Genomic DNA, 19,405 nt, shown 5'->3' with positions numbered 1-19,405 from the left:
ATCAATCGAAAGTGCGTTGCCCGGACGTTTAACCTCAGGGGTGCAGCCGGGGCCGGGCGGTACGAGAGCGGGGATCAGGGATCGACTTCCCAGTACTGGATGGCGAGGCGGCCGTTGCCGAGATCGTCGACATCGTAGGCAACGTCGTCGGGGATGTTGAGGTCGACGATGGCTTCACCCTCGACGAGCTGGGAATCATCGAGGCCAGTCTGTTCGGCGCTCGTTTCGAGTTCAGGATCGAGTGGTGGAGTCGAATCGGACGTCATGGATTCTAGAGACATCATTGACTTCCTCCACGGCGGTCATGCCGTGGAATCCTCCGCGTGAGTGAATCAGGCCGTGCCTGGGTCACCGGAGGGAAATTTCCCCTGACGGGTGTGGTTTGCGGGTTCCTCTTTGGTCGAGTGATCACGCTGTCGCCAGCAGTGATCGTCCCACTCGAAGCACGCAACTGCGTCTCCCAGCCTGTTCTGACCGGAAGCCGCGGGCCGAGCCATCGACCCACCTTGATTCAAATCACGATACTCTACTGCGGTTTCAGTGACGAGGAAATTCATACTTCCCGCTACATCTGCGTGCGCTTCCACGCCGCACGTTCGACACTGCAAGAGATCACCGCTTCGATGAACGTTCTCAGCTCCACAGTGAGGACACCGCGAGGACGTGTTTGCCTCGGACTTTTCATGCACCATAATCCCGTACTCAGCCTCTACGACCTCGTGTAACCGGCGACGAAATCGCCCATGTGCCCAAAACAAGTGATTTTTCTCGTTCACCCGCGCCGACCAGTGCGTTTTGAGGACATCTGAGAGATCGCCGACAATCAACTCGGTAACATTGTGTTCTGCCAACCACTCCGCGAGGTGCTGGATGAGTGCATCCATCGCGTGATCGCGTTTCACGCTACGCTTCCGGTACACTTCCCGAATACGCTTGCTTGAGTACCGGCCATCGGGGAGCATAGCTTGTAGACGACTGATTTCTCGGGTGTATGCGTGGAAGTCTTCGAAGCATGGGCGCCCGTGGAACAAGCAGTGGTCACCTCGACTCGTCGTACAGGCAGCGAGGGTGTTCGCACCGATGTCCACCGCTGCCACCACGTCCTCGCCGTCCGTAGTGGCCAGTAAGTGGGAGTGAGTAGAGGTCCGTCTCGACGGTGTATGCGTGTCATCGCCAACGGACTGATGTGCGGTGAACGATTCGGTTTCACGGTCGTAGACGAGTTCAAGACGGCCCTGCTTGCCCTCCCAGTGCGGGCGGCCACGAACTTCGAGTGTGAGTTTTTCGTGGTATCCGATGCCGTACTTCTCCTTGAGCTCCTTTCCCAGTGGAATTCGCAGTCGCGAACGCTTGCCTAGCGAAAGCGTATATGTATCGTTGCGGAGGAGCGTATGGAGCGTTCGGACGCCGTCCTCCTTCCAGTATCCCGGTAGGCCGGGACGGTCTGTCACGCTGTCATCCTCCGGGTTACGGTATTTTTTCAAGAGTTCGAAGAAGCCGTCCCACGTCTGCCAATTCTTCTGGACAAGTTGCTGGGGGATGCTTGAGGAGAGTTGCTGAATGTACTTCTGACGGTATTCTTCTTGGGTAGCGGTCTTCTTGACGGCCTGTTTAAGCTGTGAGACAGTTGCGTTGCCCTCTGATTCTTTCCTATTGAGGAAGGCTTGACGGCGAGCATACTGGACTTGGTTCCAGCACGCGGTGGACGCGTCCACAGCTCAATGAGTGCAAGCTTGTCCCTACGGGAGTGAGGACAGACATCGAATGTATTGACGCGTCTCATCCTTCTAAACCATCACACGGTGGTGTGTTAAAGACTGCTGTGCAGGTGGCACAGGACTCATAAACCGGCTGAAGAGGGTAGATGGTTTGGGTGGGCCTATCGATCTCAGTCACTTTGAATCCGGGGGGCGAGCATCTGGGTGACAGTGGCGGCGCCGTCGGCGTACTCGTAGTTGAACTTCGCGGGGAAGTCCTCGCCGAGGAGGATTTCGACTTCGGCGTCCTTCGGGATCGCCTTGTTGAGATCCTTGAGGTAGTCCAGCGAGAAGAGCGAGTCGGCAGCGCCGACCTCGAGGTCGATGAGGTCGTCGCGACCGAGTTCGAGGTCGACATCGTCGGTATCGCCTTCGGCGTGGACGCGGAAGGCCTCGTCGTCGGGATCGACGATGAGTTCGACGTGGTCGGAGACCATATCGGCGGCCCGAACAGCACGGTCGATGTCGCGACCTTCGAGGACGACACGTGCTGGGAGGTCGAGGTCGGGGATGTCGGGCTCTTGGCGGATCGTGTCGGGGTCGAGGAGTGCGAGCGTGTACTCGAGACCGCCGAACTCGATGAGGAGCTTGCGGGTCTCCGGGTCGAGCGACATCTGGATGAGGTCGTCGTTGTCAGCCATACCGACGACGTCGGCGAGCTTGGTGAGGTCGACGCCGAGGACGCCACCATCGGCCTGATAAGACTCGAAGGCGGTTTCGGTGATGTTCGTCTCGTCCATCGCGACGTTCGCGGGATCGACAGCGGCGAGGCGAAGGCCGAGATCGTTCAGGTGGACGCGAGACTCGTCGACGAGGACGCTAAGCGTGGTGATCGTCTGGTCGAGGCGGTCAGCCTCGATGATCGCCGAGAACGCCTGGGGTGGGCGGGAGTCGGACGGCGACTCCTCATCGCTGCCGTCACTATCGGTCTCAGCGTCATCTGCTTCCTCGACGTCTGTCCCGTCGGCGTCAGGGACTTCGGCCTCCGTTTCAGAGGCGTCAGCCTCAGTATCGGCCTCGACGCCGATGTCGGGCTCGTCATTTGGGTCGGTGTCTGTACCGTTGGGTGATTCGGGTGTGGATTCTGCCATAGGTGTGATGGATTGTGGTCGTTGGGATCGTGGTTGTCGGTAGACGCGAGTAGACTGTTCTCGAGGCTGGTGTGGGACGTCTCACTCGAGCTTACATCTCCCGTGGAGTGCGAAAAACGGCCGTACTGGACGGACCCGTGAGTCCTTGGTGGAGGCATCGTAGTCTCGACGGTCAGTCCAAGTGGAGGGTCGTCCAGAGATCGAACGCGGCGTCCTTGTAGAGGACAGTCTCGCAGTCCGCGCACTGATACTCGACGGCGCCGAGCGGGTCACCTCCGCCGAGTCGTGTGACTTTTGCCGCCACGATGCCGCGCAATTTCCGTCCCGATGAAGGAGGACACAATCAGTCTCGATCCACAGTGCGGGCACGGCTGCCCAGGCTTCCAGTCCGGACGGCGACTCGTATGCACGTGATGAGCAATACCATCCGAGTTCGTCGAAGTGACGGCGTACGGTTTGTACTTCGCGAGGGGGTCGTACTCCTCATCGGCGAGCACGTGGTCATCCGAGTGCTGGTTCGGAGACTGTCCGTCACCATTGTCAGTCATAGGAAATCCCTCACTCTCGGCAGGGGAGAACAAACTACTGCCTGTCCGATACGCGAGCGGACGGCTCTAGAGGAGTAGAGGTACTCGACGGAGATTGAGTAGTCCACGATCGATTCTCTTTCGTCGACAGATGCGAGGGACTGCGCTTCGTCGATGAGCCAGTTGTTCGCGGCGTGGACAGCCGCTTCTACATCGTGACCGAGCGCAGGGTGGGGTCGGGAGCGTATGCGAAAAAATCTTGCCGGGGAGAAACCCCCCCGAAGCGTGGATATAGAAGTGCGTGAGACGAGTCCAACGACGGAGGGAGAGACAACGTCAGCGGGGAGTGCGCCGCCCTACTCGTCGTCCTCTCCTTCGTTGATCTCGCCGGCCTCGAGGTCGTCGAGAGCGTTGCTGACCATCGCCTCGTAGGCATCGAGGTCAGGGTCGTAGAGGTCGACCGCCATCGCATCGTAGTTGCGCTCGTCGTCGTTCTCGGTGGGGTCGTCGGGGTCGAACGCCTCGAGCCGTGCCTTCGTCTGCTCGGCGGTTTCCGCGACCCACGCGTCCCGACCCTCACCGTCGACAATGTTGATCGACTCGGGACGGATGGAGACGTTGACGTCACCGTCGTCGGTCTCGTAGGTGCGCGCCTTGCCGACCACTGCGACGTACGCCGGGGCTTCCGCGTTCCGTAGGACGCTGGCAGCCTCGGGCTGGTACTGCCCAGCGTAGGCGAAGAACGTCCCGGTCGGGCCCACGATGCGGGCCTGCCAGTACTCGGAGTCGTTGCCGACGTCCGTCGTCTCGGTCAGCGTTCCGATCACGAAGACGCGATTGGCCTTCTCACCCGACGGCAGCAGCGAGTATACAGGCGCACGGTCTTCGTCGGATTCGGTGAAGGTGCTCGTTGCGTTGTTGAACTCCTCGGCGAAGACGCGCTTGGCGACCTCGCGGTCACCGTTCGCTGCGCTGCCGGGCGAGACAGCGTCTTCGGAGAGCGTGTTGCCCTCCTCGCAGTCGTTAACGACGAGGTAGTTGCCGATGACCGGCCCTGAGACCGTGTAGGAATGTCCGAGGATCTCCTCCTCGACGGCATCGGCGACGACGCTCGTGTCGAGAGCGTCCATCGCCATCTGCTTGGCCTCCTCGATGGTGATGCCGGTGAGATCCTCGGTGGCTTCCTGATTGAAGAGGACGTCGTAGGCCGTCTGGCCGTCGTCGATGACCGCCTTCACGCGGAGATCGAACTCGCCGTCGACCTCGCCGTGTTCGGAGCAGCGCCCGTTCTGGAGAACGCGCGTGCAGTCCTCGCCGGGACATCGCTTGACGAGGCCGCTTCCGGGTTGGACAGCCACGACTGCGCCAGCGGCCTCGACATCGGTCGAGCCGACTTCGAGGTCGGCGGCGTCCTCGTCGTCGACGGGAACGATGTCGGACGCGGAGTTGACCTGGACGCTGAGTCGGTCCTGGTACTCGTCGGAGACGACGTTCTCGAATCGGTACACGCCATCTTCCTCGATGGTCGGTGCGTCGGCGGACTCCCACACGGTCACCTTGATGGTGCCGGTCTCGTCACCGATGAGGCCGACTTGAGCGATGGAGTCGACGTCGTTGTCCCAGAGCTGGACGACCTTCGCCGTGACCGAGAGCCACTCGTTCGGACCCTCGACGGTCGCGATCTCGCGCTCGTCGGCCGGACCGCTGGAACCGCTCTGACCGTCTAAATCGTCGTAGTCGAGTCCGTACGCGTCGAGGAAGTAGTTCCGCGTGGTGCGGACGGCCTCGTCCTTCGGGACGCGGTATTCGTCGACGAGCATCGAGAATCGCTCGGCGATCTCTGCTTCGTCTACTTCGACGTCGTCCGGGAATTGGTCAGCGAGCTCTGCCGCTTCGTCGGGAATGGAATTAGCTACTGCCATCGTTGGTCACTCCGATTCGCGTTCGGGAATCGGCTGGTGGGACGTCTCGAGTCAGGTCGACGCCCTGCGCGCCTTCCTGCTCACGCCCCTGCACCCCAATCCGGGGGAAATAAACCGCCGTTGCGACGGGAACGCGGGTGGTGGGTGTCGCCACGCGCGCCGGGGTTCGGCTCATTACCTGCATAGTCGTGAGTCCCCCTTCACCCCCCGCGGGGGGATAAACCGCGTGCGGTGCGTTCGGTCGTTGGTCAGAGGCGATGCTCGGCCAGCCTCCGGCGAGCGGTGCGGATCGTCGAGGCGAGACGGGCGACAATCCGTGTCCTCCAAATGCGTCTGTAGGTAGAGGCGGCGGTGCCGTCATCTGTCTCCCGCGAATCGGCGTCAAGGATATCTGAGTCGTCGGGGCCAGGGTGGGCGCGGTCGGATGTGGACGACCACTCGTGGTCGTCAAGACTGGGGATCGCGGCCGCGACCTCAGCATCGGTTGCACCCGTTGGAACGCCCGTTGCCGAGTCGAGGCCAGAGTCGGGATCGGCCGGGTCCGCGGGGTCGTACTTCCGGCGGACGACAGCAGAGGCGTCCTCAAGAGGGACACTCCAGTTGGCGAGGAATTCGAGATCCTCGACGACCGCGTCACGGGTCGGCGGCGTCTCAGTCGTCCGAGCGAGATGGGTGACGAGGTACTCCGCCACTCCCTCGCGGGACGCAGTGAGGTACTGCCGAGTGGCTGTCTGTGCACGATCTACAGAGAGGCCGTAGTCCGCGACGAGTCGCTGCATATGCTGGTCGACGATGTCCTCGGACGCGACGTCAGCCGGAAGGTCGTTCATCAGCTCGTTGACCGCCCGTTCGATGCGAAGCGTCCGTTCGGTCATCGATCTTCACCTGCCTTCCCAGGCCACCAGTCGTCGTCCTCGATCGTCGGTGGCTCGTAGAGCCCCGGTTCGCGGGGTCGCCGACGGAAGTCGGACAGCTGTGCTTGACGCGGTCGCGATCGCTCACGGGGAGCTGCTGCGCTGGACATCTGTGAAGTCACCTCACCCCCTGTTGGGAGGGACAAACTCACGTCGGTCGCCACGGGTGATGGCGTCGCCGAGCGCCCCCACGGGCCACGCGGTGCTGTCGAGGTTGTGGCTGCGCGCGCAGCGACGCTCGCGTCGCGAGCACGGAGCGGTGGGCGGGGCGGTGGGTAGTGGGTGCCGGGAGCCACACACTAACCAGCCGGTTGCGATGCCTACCTGAGGACTACTCGCGGCACACGCAAAAAAGCGGCCGAGCGATGGCCTACTCGTCGTCCCGCCGTCCGAGCGTGACCTCGATCGCCCGCTCCATATCGATGTGGTTGATCCACGCGTGCTGGTCGCTATCGGCCGACCACGGAGCGATTGTCGGATCATCCGACTGCCGCTTCCGCCGCGTCATCGGGCCGTCACCCCGGTCGAGGATGGTGAGGTCCGTATCACCGACGACTGCCAGGGTCGCATCACCCTTGTAGGCGTTGACACGCACCCGCTCCGCCCGAATCCGGTCGCCCACCGCGAGCGTCGGCTTGTCACCCGCCGCGAACCAGACCGTGAACTTCGCCGTGTCGCCGGCCTCGTCTTGCACCAGTCCCACCTGGTACTGCGACCGATGCTTCGGCGTCCACAGCGTGGTCACCTCCACCTCGACCGTCGTCTCCCACTGCTCGTAGGGATCGATCGACCCGATGGGCTGCTTGATCTCGAACATCCGCTCGAGTGTCTCCTTGACGGCGATCGTCGCGTTCATCACGTCCGACCCGTCCTGGATGTGCCGGGCGATGCACTTCCCGAACGTCGCTCTGGACATCGCTGCTTCGCCTTGGAAGTGCTCGGCCAGCCGCGCCGCGCCCTTGTTCACCTGGGCGAGCGTCTCCTGGTCAAGTGACGCCCGCGGGTCAGGGCCGTCACTCACGGACGTCGTCGTGACCGGTTCGTCGTCTGCCGGATCAACGCGCTTGACGCCGACCGTCTCTGCCGGCGGGCCCTCCCACGGGTCGTCGCTCTCTGAGACGGAGTGGCGAATCGGCACCCGCGTCCGCATATCGTCTCGCGACCGCGCCGCTCGGTCGATGCCCGCCACCTCTGCCGCGATCGCCTTCGCGCGGTTCCGCTCATCGGCCTCGAACTCGCCGCGCATTCGCTCTTCAGTCGCTAGCGTGTAGTGCTCCGGGGACACCTCCGCGAACGGCGCTTGCAGGTCGCGTCGAGGCTCGGGGATGTCCATTTCCGCGAGTGCCTGCTCCCAGTAGACCCCAGTGGAGACACCACGCACCAGCTCGCCGACATCGCCCTCAACGACGTCGCCCAACTGCTGGCCGTGCATCACTGCCTGAACATCCGCGTAGGTGCCACCTGCGCGGCCGGTCATCTCGCGCCTGTGGGGGAGCCCCGTCTCGTCATCTTGGTCGTCCTCGTCCGACGTTTCGTGCTGTGAGGCAGCCGCCCGGTACTGCGCGTCCATCCGCGCCGAGCGTTCTCGCGCATAGTTTCCAGGAACGAGTTCCTGCCCCCGGCTGTCCTCGACCGGTTCGTCGTTCGGGGTCGGGGGGCGTTTGTCGATGTCCACACCGACCACGTTATCGCCGTTCTCCAGATGGGGACTGCTGTAGAGCAGATCCATCTCGAGTTCGTCGTACTTGTCAGGCTGTCCAACCGCCGATGGGCTTTTTTGCCCTGAGTTGAAACTAGACATTGCTGTTTCACGGGGAGTGATCCCCTGTTGGGCGCGCTCCACCGCGCCCGCCTTCTGACCGCCGACCGACGGGTGTATTCGTACACCCTTCACCCCGCGGAGGGGCGAACAAACCCACCGCGGGGCGCGCCTGAGCGGCCGACGTTCCGCACGCCGACCGCCCGGCGCCGCCTGCCGACGGCCCGACGCCCTGTCACGGGCTACCTGACTCTATGATTTCAATCCCCCTCAACAGTTGGAAGGGACTGTGCGTCTTGGCCGCTGGCGCGGCCGATTTCGGGAGAAGGGACCCGCGGCGCACCGACCGGATGCGCCGCGGGTAGTGTCTGCCGGAATCGAGGCCCGCGCCCAGCGCCACAAGCTGGAAGGCGTCCGGCGGGTGCACCCCTGACGCGGGCGCGTTCGGGAGAAGGGACCCGCCGAAGGCGGGTAGTGTCTGCCGAAGGCGGCCGCGATCAGGGGAATGCACGCGCCAGAGGCATCCGGCAAGTGGTCTCCCCAAGACGTGCAGTTCATATCCGACAAGTGGGGGGGATGGTTTCCTCTTAAGCGTTCCTTCCGACACGGCGAGAGGTACTGAGGCGGCCGATTCCGTGGAGAAGGGGCCCGCGCGAAGCGCGGGAAGTATCTCCGCGGAATCGCGGCCCGCGTCAGGGCCTCGAGCTTGTCGGAACGACGGCGCTCGCGCGTGTGTGATAGCGCGAGCGCCGTCGGGTACCGGCAGGGGAGCCGGCTGCCGTCGTGAGCTGGCCGATGTCAGTGGAAGGGACCCGCGCGAACGTGTGAGCGCGGGTAGGGTCCGCTGAGATCGTGCCAGGTCAGGAACGGCACGGCGGCTTCCCCCGCCCGTCCCGTGGACGCTTAAGAGGAAAGAAATTAATTTTTGCTCGGCGGCTTCTGGCGGGTGGCCCGTACCGCCAGAACGAAGCCCGGTGCGGGGCCCTGCCCGCCGAGGTACGGGAGTCGCGAACCCGGCAGATGCGGCCGATGAACAACGTGAACCAGCCGCGCACGGCCGATTCCGGGAGAAGGGACCCGCCGAAGGCGGGTAGTGTCTGCCGGAATCGAGGTCCGGGTGCGGGTCGGTGAACGCAGATGAATCGGCCGCATATGGCCGGGCTGAGTCGTGCGTCGCCGCGCGCTGAACCGGTCGATTTCGTGTGGAAGGGGCCCGCGCGAGCTTGCGAGCGCGGGAAGGTATCCGCGCGAAATCGTGACCCGGTCCGGTTCAGCGTGCTGGCGACGTATGACTCAGGCGAACGGAGTGAGCGACGCGATCTCCCGTGCCTTTGGCTCGGCAGGCCCCGTGCCCGGCTTCGCCCCGACTCGCCGGGAGGCCGACAGAGGCGCCCGATTTCCGTGGAAGGGACCCGCCCCGGTGGGGGCGGGTAGGGTCCGCGGAAATCGCTGGTGGCTCCGGCGGCCCCTCCCGGTGAGTGCGCGGCGCGCGCTACTGCACGCGCCAGCGCAAGGGGGGCGACCGAGTGAGGAAACCTGGTCGTAGCACGACCCGATGTCTCCCGAGGCCGCCGAATCCGCTCGATGAGCGGTGTTACGAGGCGCCGTCGCGGACTGGAAGGGACCCGCGAGCGGGTTGCGCTCGCGGGTAGGGTCCGGTTCGCGTCGGTGTCTCGTGACCGCGCAATCCGCGGACTTCGGCGGGTGAGTGGACGACATCGGCTCCCACGGACTGGCCGGTGAGGCGGCCGATTTCGGGGAAAGCTACGCGATTCCCCGAAATCGTGGCCCGCCGTCAGCGGCCAGAGCGTGTGGAGCAGGTCCCGGAAATCAGCCGCCGCTACGACGCGGTCCTAATTCACCCACGGAGACCGTCCGACGAGCTCTGCTCGTCGCGGCGGTCTCGATCCAAAGCGCGCGCGACCCCGACGCGCGCGGCACCCTTCTCGAGACACACCGATTGGGCATCCATACGCGCCAGAGCAGCGAGCCGACGGCCGTCACGCCGGAACGCGGTGGCGACAGCGACCACTCGGCCGCCGAGGCCACACCACTATGCTCTATCGACAGCCCACGGCGTCTCACGACGGCGCGACCCCCCGCCTCGAGTACAGCCGACAGCCCCTCGCGAAGTCGACGTCACCGTGCCCAATCCTCACGCTGAGAACGAACCACGAGGCGAGAGCCGCGATACGCAGCACGTCCCTAGCCTGTTTGAGATACGCACCCTGACGTCCCCGTGCGATAGCCAGCAGACCCTAGTGTAGGCACCACCGCGACACGACCATCCACTCCCACTCGCTCGTACGCAAAGCCGTATGTTCCCCACGCGCGCTCGATGCTACACCTCGACGCCACCCACCAGCTCCTACGTTACGACAGGCCGCGCTCTCCACGCGACACACAACGGCTATTCACCTCGGCTTCGGCTACCGACTTCTCCACAATCTGATACGCATCAGACACTCGTCTTCGACGACCGCCCAGGGGGCCAGCCTGTACCCGCTGCCAGGGTACCCGCTCGCCGGAACACATCGGTACCCCCCTTTCACACGAATCTGCCCCCTCTATACTAGTGGGAAAGGGGGTGTTCCAGTTTCTCAATAGCCGGGGATAATCACTAGACTGCGTAGCGTTCCAGTTTCGAGAGTGCGGAGAGTCGCTCGAAGGGTGTTCTGAGCACGGAGTTGACTATAGGCCCGAAATCGCAAGACTGCGCGGAGTTCCAGTTTATCGAGATGCTGGTGTGTGGTGGTGCGTAGATGTGTCCAGGTTTCCGGTGAAAACCGCAAGACTGCACGGTGTTCCAGTTTGCAAAAGGATCCGGTCCTTTCGGGAGTGTATGCTAATGATTGACGTTCCAGTTTACCATCCCGACGCTATATGGTGATTTTGTGAGTCCTCAGAGATTCGCGTTCCGATTTACCGTTCCAGTATTGTATTACCGTTCCGTCCGGTGGTTTATCCAAAATATGCTATTCAGTAATAGTTCTAGAAAATCGAGGATTAAGGGACACCGTCAGAAGGGAAATTATCGGAAATATCAGTTTGAGTTCATAGTATTAGACGGGAGATCGAGGCGGTAGACTGAGAGAGAAAATCAAGAGGCTACTCGCGCCACTCGAGGTGCGTATAGCACCGCGTAGGCGACCCGTCGATCCGCCGGCGTTTCCGTTCGACCGAGACGCCGAACAGCACCGCACCCCAGATTTGGAGGAACCGTTTGAACGTCACACTCGAACCTCGGTCAGGGAGAGACTCGAATCCCCAGTCGGTGACGGTGTCGACGTATTCGTCATAGGTTTCCGAACTCGGAAGCGCTCCGTCAGGGTCGGACGTGAGCTGGTTCGCAATGAACGCCGCACCACCTGCCGACTGCTCGGGCGCTGCTTCCGTCAAGAACGACGTGTCTTCTTCTGTGGGATCAACCATCTTCACACCCAATATAACGGTTCGAGTGCTGTCTTCGTTTCCACCTGACGTTGAGACAATATTGAATCCCTCTTCGAGGGCACTGATGACGTCGCGATCGATGTCGAAGAGGTCTCCGTCGATTCCGGTGTCCGTGTCGAACGCATCGAAGAGGGAATCGATCGTTTCTGCGAACTCGTCCTCTGATTCTGGTGAGACGAGGTTGTGCGTGCTCGCGAATTCCTGACAACGGTCGAAGGCGATATCCACGTCCACGACGTTGTTCGGTGCAGGACGGAGGTAAGCCGCGATGAACGCGGCGGTAGCTGCTTTCCCCTCATCCTGGAGTGGTTCGGAAGTATCGTCTGTCTCTCCCTCCTCGGACTGCGTTGTGTCAGTATCATCGCCGTCAAGCTCTTCGTCCTTGTTGTCGGATGGCTCGGGAGTGGATTCGTCTGGTGCCTCGTCCGTCGATGATGACGCGCCAGTGTCTTCCTCATCCACTTCAGAGTCTTGTGCTTCGTCGGTCGAGACTTCGTCTTCGTGAGTCCTCTCGGGTGCCGTTCCAGGGCCAGCGGACGCCGGCTTGAGTTCGCCCGTCTGAATCGCTTCGATGAGGTCCTCGACGGGCCGAAGCGTCCCCATCTCCTCGTCGCCCGAGGTCCGATGATCGAACCAGGCAATACGTGCCTGTGCGTCGTCGCCGGCGCGGGGCAGCTCGTATCGGACGAGGATGGCATATGCGGTTTCCGGATAGTCCGGGTGCCGGAACTTGATGTCGGGTACGAATGGCTTGTTGACGCGGACCCAATCCTCACGGAACCGCTCTTCCGTCTCGTACTTGTACGTCTGCTCGCTTCCCGGAGTCTCAACGATGTAGCGAGCTGACTCGTTTGCACTTCCCGGGGGACAGGTAGCCCGGTACGGGATGCTCGAAGGAGTGAGGTTCTGGAAGTCACCGGGGGCGATACGGAGGTGAATATCCTCGTCGTCGGGGTGGCCGATGTCGTCGGCAGTCGGGTCGACGAGGAGGCAATCGTTCGAGTCGGGGTCCGGGTCGCGAATCCAGATTGACGTGCCTGCGCCCTCTTCGATCGATCGGGGGACGACAGCGGTGACACCGCCGTCGCGGGCGCCGCCGTCGAATTCGATTGGCGTGTTCGATTGCGAGTAGAACCGGCGACCCGACCACTGAGTGTTCATCGGATCACGGAGGATGTTCGATAATGCGGTTGCAGGTCCAAGGTCGGGGCACCCCGCGTCTTCGTCCCACGGCGTTTCGGCGACGAAGATGGGGAGGCGACATTCGCCACTCTTCGTAGTAGTGTTAAGCGCCTTCTTGAGGTTACGGAGTTTCTTCGTGGGGTGTCGACGTGGGTCGGTCTCCTCTTCGACTGTGCATGAGATGATGTCGTCAGCGAAGCACTCCGTAGGCTCGCTGGCGAAGACTGTGAGGACGGCGTCCGGGATGTCCCCGGTGTCTTGGTCGATGATCCGGCCACTGACTCGGGTGGGGACTGCGTCTTCGAGTGCCGTCATAGCGTCTCGAAGGCCGGTATCGTGAGTATCGGTCCCAGCGGTTGCGACCCAGCCAGTCGAAAACACGTTTTCGAGAAGGAGACGAGCACCCTCGGGAGTCAACCGAATGGCGTAGCCCTCGTCGCCGGGGACGTCGTCACGGTGCTTCGCGAGTTCAATCTCGAAGATACCGTCTGTTTCCGGGATGGGAGTGTCGCCAGCGACGCCCCGATGGGTCATAATGGTGCCTAACGCCTCGATCTCATCGGCGCACGCCTTGAGCGAGGGGAGGGCATCGCGGCGACGATTACGTTCTCCCTCGTTGAGGCCCTCTGTGGCGAGGACTTTCTCGACTTCGAGGCGAAGCCGGCGGTACATCTCGTCAAGGCGCACCCAGCGGTACGTTCCGGGTCGTGGTTCCTCCCCATCGAACGGGTCGATCCCAACAGAATTTCTCTCACTGGTCCGGCGGCGTTCGATCGCCGCGGACACACTCTCGTTATCCACAGTGGCGCTTTGCTGTTCGGGAGACGATTTGTCTGCTGGCGCAGTTTCGGACTCCGTGTCGAGACGATCACGAACCGCAGTCGGTGGCCAGTTCCCGGTATCCCGTGCGAGATCGATGAGTTCCTGAATCCGGGCCACTTCATCCTCGGTGAGGATACCTTGGTTGAGGAGAGTCGCGACACGGCTGTTGAGCGCACGGGCCTGGATGGATTCCTCGTCTTTCCGGTACGTCGGGAGGTCGGTGTGAATCGCCCATTCTTCTGGGGAAAGCGACTTCCCCTTCTCGAGGAGGTCGGTAAGCTCCTCCCACTCGTCAGTCGTCATACTGCCCTTCAGGACGTGATGAAGACTGGACGCAGGGCCTGAGCTCTCAGCGGCCGAGGGAGGAGTCTGGCGCTCGGTATTGGATTGGGTGAGCTCGGTCTTCGCCTCATCCCACTGGTCGCGAGCCCACCCACCTGAGTCGAACAGCGTATCTGGCTGCTCGCTCGTAGTGGATGGAGAATCGTTCTCGCGACTGGTAGATACCGATTCAGCTGTGTATTCATCGGGTCCTGCATCGTCCGATAGGACATCTATCGCGCTGACTTCCTCAGCCGGGGAGTCCTCTATCGTCGAATCATTATTTGGTTCAACTGGGTCTTCGAGGTCAGGGAGCTTGCTGTCGGTGTTGGAGACGCTGTGCAGAGTTTCTTCACCGAGCCCGTTGGGTGGGTCACGAGCGACTATCCAAGTCGCCCACGCGAGGACAACCGGGAGGAGTGGGTCGTCTATTGTGAGATGGTGGGCGAGTTCGGGGATGTTGAGAATCGCCCGGTTACGGACAGCCGATTCTGACTCGTCGTCGGGGATTCCGTACTCTTCGTTCGTCTGGTCGATGACATCGGCGCGAACCTCTCGGAAGGCCTCCTCGAAATCTTCGCGAGAATCGTATCCTTCGGGGGCTTCCTCGGCATCCTGATGCCAGTTCGGAAGGGGAATGCGGGCGATTTCGATGGTCTGAGACCGTGTTCCTTCGGAAGGTGTCGGATACTGGACGAGCCGGTGGTCGACGGGGAGATCGCGGACGTGATCCATGAAGTCCTCGACCTCGAGGTCGGCCGGACAAAGCGCCTTTGCCTGCTGACGCGTGATTTCACCGGCACGCACGACGGTCGTCTGAATATTACCGATGATCTCGGCGTACGTCGGGTCGTCGCCAACACTGTTGTCGGTGTCGGCGTCGAAGAGCTGGTCGGGCGTCTGGACGGCAAGTGAGAGGGAGACAGAGTGGTTGCGGGCGACGGCGATCATCTTTGCAAGGTCATCCGGCTCGACGAGGCGGCCGGCCTCGTCGATGAAGACGCTGACGTAGTAATCGTCCGCAGTTGCCTCCTCTTTGAGGAAGGACTTGTAGAGTTCGAGTTCGTACTGCATTAGGAGTTCGTGTGTAAGGACGAAGTCACGCTGGGCGTCCGGATCGAGATCCTCAACGTCGAAAATGAGGACGTCGTTCTGGCGATCGCCAGAAAGGAAGTCGGCAAAGGAGAACCGCCGGGTCGTGTTATTGAAGAGGGGCGCGAGACGGGCGTCCGTCGTAAGCGCGTTCAAACGGTTGGTGACACCGCCGAGGATCTGCTGGGCGGTGTGCTGTTGATTGTTGAACGGCGTCTCCATATTCCGCTTGACTGCGTGCGAGCCCGGATCAGGCAGTAAATCCTTAGGATTGATCGGAATATCCGGATCCATCAACCTCGTCAGTTCGGTGACCTGCTGGGTCTGCTCTTGGAGCTGCCAGAGGGGATAGACGTTCGGGCTGGCGTCGTACCCCCAGCGGAACGGCATCACGGTGGGCTGTCGAGATCTTGAATCGTCCTCGTTTTCATCGTTGGAGCGATTTCCGCCGCTCACGAGGTCGTCGGCAGTTGGGAGCGTGTTATTGCTGGTATCACCGCCTTTCCGCTTGTACGCAGGCGTGCCATCGACGCCTGTCGGATATGTGTGTGGTGAAAAGCCAGCCGTCCCGAGGGCCCGAAGGACATCACGAGACACGCGGGCGTTCTGGAAGTCGCTCTCACCCATCAGAAGTTCGGCTATCTTCCGGACAGTCTGCATAACCTGTGAGCCGTGTGTCTCCCAGCTGGTGTCCTTGGAAGCGATATCAGGGCGCTGGGGAGAGGTGTCGTCGGTCGCGACGCTCTCTGCAGCCTGGGGGTTGCCGTGGGCGTCGTCAGCCTGTTGGGCGGGTCGTGTGTCGAAGACCGTTAGTCCGGGGAGGACCTCAGGCATATCGAACCAGTGGACGTGCTCGCGCACCCAGTCTCCGCCGAATTCATCCAAGAGACCGCGCACAGCAAGTTCACCGACGTTTGCGCCGGGGCCGGCGTAGATGATAATGGGGCCGTTCGTGGCCTTCCGACGCTCGACGATCTCGTGAGCTTGGTCGACAGACTTCCCGGAGCCGGGGAGCCCTTGGTGGAGGATCGACCGGTCCATATAGTCCGTGCGATGTTTGACGGGACGAGTGAGGTCGCTAGCGTGGAGACGATCGAACGCATAGCCGAGCGTGGCCCCGTCAATGTCCGTACCGATGATTTCGTTGTCCTCGGCAGGAGAGAGTTCAGAGAGTGGGGCTGTGTGGGAGAGTTGGCGTTCCATATGGGCTGCGAGGTCGTCCGAGACAGCGCTGGTACTCGGGAGTGCTGTGAACGAAGGGAGTTCGTCGGCGGCGGCGAGGACGATCGGCCAGCGGCGACGGAGAGAGTAGTGTAGGCCGAATGTGGGTGCCCTACCAGCATACTCCTGAGCGCGGTGAAAACGGTACGAGTCACGGAGCTGTCCGAGCGTATGTCTCCGCCACCCAAACTGCCGTGCCCACTTTGCGAGGCGGCTGTTCTCTGGTGGTTCAGTGAGCTTGTTGAACTCGCCGTCAGCAGCAGTCGCCCACGTTTTTGCGAGCCGCCAGGCGTCGTCGCGAGCCGTAGTCCGCTGGCTGGCTGCGGCTTTAGCGAGCGTCTCGGGAGTCACTCGGAGAGTGTCACCTCGACTCGCTAAGGTCTCGATGTCGGTGTCGGAACCAGATAGATCGGCAGTACTGTCTATCTCGTTGAGATCGGGCTGTTCTTCGGTGAAGACGCCCCCGTCACTCGCCGTATTTGTCGAGGCAGAGGTGGAGTCCTCGTCTGAATGGAAGAGGGGGGAGGGGACGGGGTGGGCCTCTGAGGAGGGTTCAACTGACCCTCCAGCAGTCTCTTCGAGGGCGTCGTTCAAGAAGGGTGTGGGTTGGGTGAAGACATCCATCGTGACTTTGAAACTCCGAGTCACACCCTTGTTCTGGAGTTCTTCGTTCCGTGTCCCTTCCGCGCTCGCGACTTCCCCACGGACCCGACTACTCTCTCGTTCTCGAGCAGCAGCCCGGTCTTCCTCGGTGGTATTCTCTCCCGAGCTTGGTGTCGCACGGCTACGCCCACGGCGGTTCGTTCGTTTGTCGAACTGGGTGCTTTCCTCACCCTCGATGACGTCGAGTTTCTGCCGAATGATGTCGCTGAGGTCGCCTGCGGATGTAATCCGGGCACGGAGTAGTGCAGGTTCGTCGGTCTCGAGGAGTGCATCGAGAGCGGCTTCCATCGGAGGGGCTTCTTCGGCAGCGGTTTCGTCGAAGACGTTGAGTCGCTGGAGGAAGTCCCAGCGGCGGGTTCCTCGGGAGCCGAGTGGATAGCTCACGGGCGCTTCCGGGCAGACCGCAGTGAACTGATCCTCAAGATGCTCTCGGAAGTACCGTTGAGGAATCGCCTCGGCTGCAGCTGCGCGTTCGCTCGGTGTGGGCGTGTCCTCGCCGATAGTCCGCCCACCGTCTGTCGCGGCGTCCGATGATTGCGCGTTACTCCAAGGGAACGTCGCTGATGGGGGCGCATCATTCCCGAGAAGATGCTTGCACCGCCGGTACGGCCGGGCCCGGAGGAGTCGCTGGAGCGTCGTCGAGACGGGCGTGACGTCGTAGTCGGGACCACCGAAGGCTTGTCGTACCCAGTTGTGCTTCGTCCGGTCGAGCGTGCTCGTCTGGCCATCCTCGATGAAGTGGATTAGAACCTCGATTGCGAGTCGGGTGCCATCGCCTTCAGTAGTTTGAAGCTCGCTTTCTTCTCCTCCGATCTCGGGGTCATGAGGTGCCGATCGGATGATGACTTCCAGCCCGTCAGTGAGATTGGGTAGACCTTCGATCTGTTTAGTGATTGTCTCCGGTGAGGCCGGTTGATCGGAGGCCGTAATGCGGTACCAGAGGTCGTCTCCTGGTCGCGGTGGTTCATCCTCATCGAGTTCGTACACGGCTGGTGCATCGAGAGGATCAAGGAGGCGCTTGCTCTTCGCATACGTTGTCTCCGAGACGGCGGCATCAGCTGCGCTACTGGCGCGTGCGTGAGCGGGTGGTGCGATATACGACCACGTGCTGGAGTCTTCGTCGGTGACGTAGTCTGTGATCGTACGGTCGACACGGTGAAACCCTTCGCGGATTGCCCAGCCAGTCATCGCTGCGAACGCGTGAGCATAGACGTTGAGGGTGCGACGGAATCGGAAGAATTTGATTTGTGTTCGCCGGATCGTTCCGATGCCAATAGTGTCGGCCACCCAGACGATCGCGCGGACGAATCGAGACCAGACCGCAAGCATCGCCGTCCACGTCCGCCGCATCCGCCGTGCGACTCCGAGAAGGAGGAACACGACGAGAGACGTGAAGATGACAATCCCTGCGATAATGGGATTCTTGAAGCTCCAAATGAGGAGCCCACCGATGAACTCCTGCACTCCACTCATCCATCCACGAAATTGATTTACGGCGTCGACGATCCCACTAAGATACGGAGCATACCAAGCGGGGCTTGAACTCGGCTTGGCCGTAGCCTCCGAGTCTCCTCCGTTTGAGCCGCCTCCTGCAGTTGTGTTGGTTGTGGTGGTCGTGGATGATTCTGAGTCCGGGCGCCAGCCCTGATCCCACTGAACGGCGTAGTAGTTGAGGAGGGCCATCCGGAGTTCGTTCACCGTTGCGTTATGAGTTGCCGCGAATCGGACGGCGCGAGCTTCCTCCGGAAACACGGAGAGAGATTGAGTGGTCTCGTACTCGTGAACTGTTTCGTTCGTGAGTGGGTAGAGCTTGAGCTTCGGGGTTTGCTCAATCTGTTCCTCTGACGGCATCCACCAGTCGGGGTATTGCTCCGTACGATAGTATCGGAAGAGCCAATCCTCGATGGTTTCAGCCGACTCTCCGTTCTTCGCAGCTTCCCGGGCCTGTGTTGCGTCTTCTGGGAAGATCGAGAGATCCTGATGCTGCTGGTAGAGATGAACTTGGATACACGCGTAGTGTTCCGTCCATCCGTACGAGTTATTGTTCTGAGTTTGGCACGGCGAGGTTGTATTCGTGGATTGCAGCGAAGTAGAAGAGAGGTCCTGGCTCTCTGTGGTACTCGTGGAGTCAGCGGGGTGTGCTGCGAGAGCTGGGCCAGTGGCCGCCGTGAGTAGGATACCGATGACGCTCAGGGTCAACAGAACACCGTACAGGGGACGGCGATTCCTCGGGCGGCCTAAGCGAGTGGATCGAGACGTCTGGGTCGGCTCTACCGACCGCGACGAATGCGAAGTACGATCTGTCCTTGCATCGGGCGGCGACTGGGTATGGTCATCGGTGAGCGGGGCCGGCGAGAGCCAAGCTCGAGTGAAGGCTGGGAGCGTCGGCATAGCCAGTAGTGACCTCTACAGATATTTCATCTGCTCAGCGTAAAATACTATTCGGGAGTTTGGGGCCGGTCGATTGCTCGCTCAGTCGATGCGCTGATGTCTCCTAAGCAATCGTTTTCATAGCCAGTGGGTCGAGGGACTGGAGTTCCCCCGGACAATTTTTGGGTTCAGATAGCATGATCTACGGTAAAAGATGCCCTCGAATGGCGACTCAAGCCCCTGTCCACGGTGGCGACGAGTCCTATCCGAGGCTCGTTCGTCGCTTGCGTGGCTACCTTCGCCGGTCGATA

Annotated in this window: 7 protein-coding genes and 2 pseudogenes; all 9 read right to left on the bottom strand. The window is 61.7% G+C overall.

Going from position 1 to position 19,405, the window contains the following annotated elements; all coding sequences use genetic code 11:
• Positions 1–74: 74 nt before the first annotated feature.
• The 9 genes and pseudogenes from EOHIBHHM_RS20135 to EOHIBHHM_RS20095 all read right to left on the bottom strand — a co-directional run bounded on the left by EOHIBHHM_RS20135 (position 75) and on the right by EOHIBHHM_RS20095 (position 18,575).
• On the bottom strand, positions 75–281 hold the full coding sequence (locus tag EOHIBHHM_RS20135; RefSeq protein ID WP_254841488.1) for a hypothetical protein: 207 nt from the start codon (positions 279–281) through the stop codon (positions 75–77).
• 51 nt (positions 282–332) lie between these two features.
• Positions 333–1,715, bottom strand: coding sequence for an RNA-guided endonuclease InsQ/TnpB family protein (locus EOHIBHHM_RS20130; RefSeq protein ID WP_497257380.1), 1,383 nt, complete (start codon positions 1,713–1,715; stop codon positions 333–335).
• Positions 1,716–1,888: 173 nt separating this feature from the next.
• The gene (locus EOHIBHHM_RS20125) at positions 1,889–2,620 is read right to left on the bottom strand and encodes a DNA polymerase sliding clamp (RefSeq protein WP_254841559.1); all 732 of its coding nucleotides are present in this window, start codon (positions 2,618–2,620) and stop codon (positions 1,889–1,891) included.
• 400 nt (positions 2,621–3,020) lie between these two features.
• Complete coding sequence (locus tag EOHIBHHM_RS20120; RefSeq protein WP_497257378.1) at positions 3,021–3,152, bottom strand: hypothetical protein; 132 nt, start codon at positions 3,150–3,152, stop codon at positions 3,021–3,023.
• A gap of 579 nt (positions 3,153–3,731) precedes the next feature.
• A pseudogene (locus EOHIBHHM_RS20115) lies at positions 3,732–4,331 on the bottom strand (RPA family protein); the annotation flags it as partial.
• A 54-nt stretch (positions 4,332–4,385) separates the two neighbouring features.
• Positions 4,386–5,297: pseudogene (locus EOHIBHHM_RS20110) on the bottom strand (replication factor A); the annotation flags it as partial.
• A 248-nt stretch (positions 5,298–5,545) separates the two neighbouring features.
• The gene (locus EOHIBHHM_RS20105) at positions 5,546–6,172 is read right to left on the bottom strand and encodes a hypothetical protein (RefSeq protein WP_123623009.1); all 627 of its coding nucleotides are present in this window, start codon (positions 6,170–6,172) and stop codon (positions 5,546–5,548) included.
• A gap of 409 nt (positions 6,173–6,581) precedes the next feature.
• Positions 6,582–7,940 carry a hypothetical protein gene (locus tag EOHIBHHM_RS20100; RefSeq protein ID WP_497257376.1) on the bottom strand — a complete coding sequence of 453 codons (1,359 nt, stop codon included), beginning with the start codon at positions 7,938–7,940 and terminating at the stop codon, positions 6,582–6,584.
• 3,138 nt (positions 7,941–11,078) lie between these two features.
• Complete coding sequence (locus EOHIBHHM_RS20095; RefSeq protein WP_497257374.1) at positions 11,079–18,575, bottom strand: hypothetical protein; 7,497 nt, start codon at positions 18,573–18,575, stop codon at positions 11,079–11,081.
• Positions 18,576–19,405 lie beyond the last annotated feature (830 nt).

The organism is Halogranum roseipondis, from assembly GCF_059695585.1.
Note: the sequence above shows the minus strand (reverse complement) of the source record. Positions and strands in the feature narration are given on the sequence as shown.